We start from the raw sequence: 616 nt of genomic DNA on the forward strand, positions 1-616 counted from the left end.
TCGAACGCTATGCGGCTGCGCTCGCCCCGCTGGCCGGCCAGTACTCGCTCGCGCATGAGTCCGGCCGCGCGATCTTCGCCGATGCGGGTGTGTTCGCGACGCGCGTCGTCGCGGTGAAGACGTGGCAGGACCGCACGATCGCGGTTTGCGACGGCGGGCTGTCACACGCGTTCCTGCTCGCGCAGACCGAATCGGTGATGCGCCGGCTGGCCGCGCCGTCGCTCGTGCGGCGCACTGCGGAGCCGCCGGTACGCGGCGTGCCGACGATCTATGTCGGCAGCACCTGCAGCCGCGCGGACGTGATCGGCCGCGACGACACGGGCGCACCGCCGCAGGTCGGCGACATCGCCGTGTTCGCACGCTGCGGCGCATATCACCGCACGTACTCGATGGCGCATTTCCTGTCCCACGAAGCCGCGCACGTGTACGTGCGGCCCGCCTAGACCAACCTGAGAGAGGAGCCGATCATGAACGCCCTGATCAGCGTCGCCGACCTGCTCGAACACGGCGCCGCGCGCTGGCCGCAGCATCCCGCGTATGCCGACGGCGGCGGCACGATGACTTACGAACAGCTTGCGCGCGCGGTCCGCCGCGCCGCCGCCGCGCTCGCAGCGCG

The 616-nt window shown here is 71.6% G+C and carries 1 pseudogene; it reads left to right on the top strand.

The annotated features are described in order from the left end of the window. Positions 1-443: pseudogene (locus tag G3N99_RS41505) on the top strand (PLP-dependent decarboxylase); the annotation flags it as partial. Positions 444-616: the final 173 nt, after the last annotated feature.

Source organism: Burkholderia sp. Ac-20392 (genome assembly GCF_017104585.1).
GTDB classification, from domain to species: Bacteria; Pseudomonadota; Gammaproteobacteria; order Burkholderiales; family Burkholderiaceae; genus Burkholderia; species Burkholderia lata.